Source organism: Piscirickettsia salmonis LF-89 = ATCC VR-1361 (genome assembly GCF_000297215.2).
Lineage (GTDB): Bacteria > Pseudomonadota > Gammaproteobacteria > Piscirickettsiales > Piscirickettsiaceae > Piscirickettsia > Piscirickettsia salmonis.
Window position 1 is genome coordinate 1 of record NZ_AMFF02000241.1, and the last position, 1,339, is coordinate 1,339.

Sequence of the window (1,339 nt, forward strand, 5' to 3'; positions counted from 1 at the left end):
TTCAAATTCTTCAATATAAATTCTTCAATATTAAAGTAAAAAGAACACCTTCTTTTGCTTTTGGTTTATTGTAAAATTGGTCATCGATCAACATCGCTTTATTATTATTAAGATGCTTATCAATAAATTCTTGCTTATTCAGCGCTTTAGACTCACCAGCACCAAAATCAAAACGGTTAAAATAATTTACTCCGTGTTGTAGCTTAATGTCTATATCTAACTTATTAAAAACTTTTGAAATCGTCTCGGGTGGATATGCCCCAGCAGTAACCACTTGAAGATCATGACCATTGTCTAAGAATTTTTTAACCTCTAAAAATGCTCTTTCATCGACAAAGAAAATACCAGAACTTGTATGAAAACTCATTTGTTTAACGTTTAAAACATTAAAATATCCAACATCAACTTCTTGGTCCATTCTTTTGTTTTTTTTATGATAAGAAAAAACATTCTCATCTAAATCCAAATATAAAGTAACTTTTTCATTATTACTTTCATTAATTGGACAGCTTGCTTTTTTAAACCAGTCTTCGCGAGTCATAGGCATAATTTAACTACCTTCTAATAAAATTTTATTAAATCATCATTAAATATAAGTTTAAATTATAAAAAAATAAATTTATTTTAATAAAATAAAACATTATTTAAAATTTTTATAAATCATTAATTAATGATAAAAATATACTTTTAACTTCTTATTAGATCTATTTAAACTGAAGTTTCATACATTACATAGCAGCTCCGATCCCTATCAACAGGCTGCAGATTCTGCTCATGCTGCTGATGAAATAACATGGGAGACTGCACAGATTCACACTGCTGCACTTGGGGTTTATCACTGACATTAGCAACTGAAAATCCAGTATTTAAGCTATCGATAGAGCAATGTAGAGCACTTAAGTCCTGCTTTAACTCATCAAACAGACAACAAACCAACCTCTTATTTTTATAAGTTATTTTTTCCTCATAAGCCTGACTAATTTTTTCTTGTATGAGCTGGACAAATTCTTTAGTTAGTTTTTCTTCAGGTTCTGTAAAAATAATCCCTAAAACATTCTGAAGGTTCTTTAATTCTTTTACACTTTTCTTTCTGGTAGCGGTTTTAAAACAAAGATTAACTTTTTTTTCTGATATTTCATCAATTGTAGATTGTATTTTCTGATTAATTATATAAATTAAATTTTTACTACTAGTTTGTGCAGTTGCACTTAAAACACCCTTTAGTTCGCTATAGTTAACGTTATTCTCTTGCTTAGAATTCCTGCTAGAGTGAAGTAAATCATGGTTCTCCTGACGTAGCAGTAGCAGTAGCACGTAAGCGTCACACAGCGTTGCGTGC

2 protein-coding genes are annotated in these 1,339 nt (G+C 29.7%); both read right to left on the reverse strand.

What is annotated here, in order from left to right; genetic code table 11:
* Positions 1-10 precede the first annotated feature (10 nt).
* Positions 11-547 carry a hypothetical protein gene (locus C200_RS13800; protein ID WP_016212251.1) on the reverse strand — a complete coding sequence of 179 codons (537 nt, stop codon included), beginning with the start codon at positions 545-547 and terminating at the stop codon, positions 11-13.
* Positions 548-708: 161 nt separating this feature from the next.
* Positions 709-1,339: hypothetical protein (locus C200_RS15910; protein WP_162180163.1), on the reverse strand; the 631-nt coding region annotated here is incomplete at its 5' end.

Coding starts and splice junctions, on each gene's coding strand:
- C200_RS13800 (WP_016212251.1), bottom strand. CDS start 547: ATGCCTATGACTCGCGAAGACTGGTTTAAAAAAGCAAGCTGTCCAATT.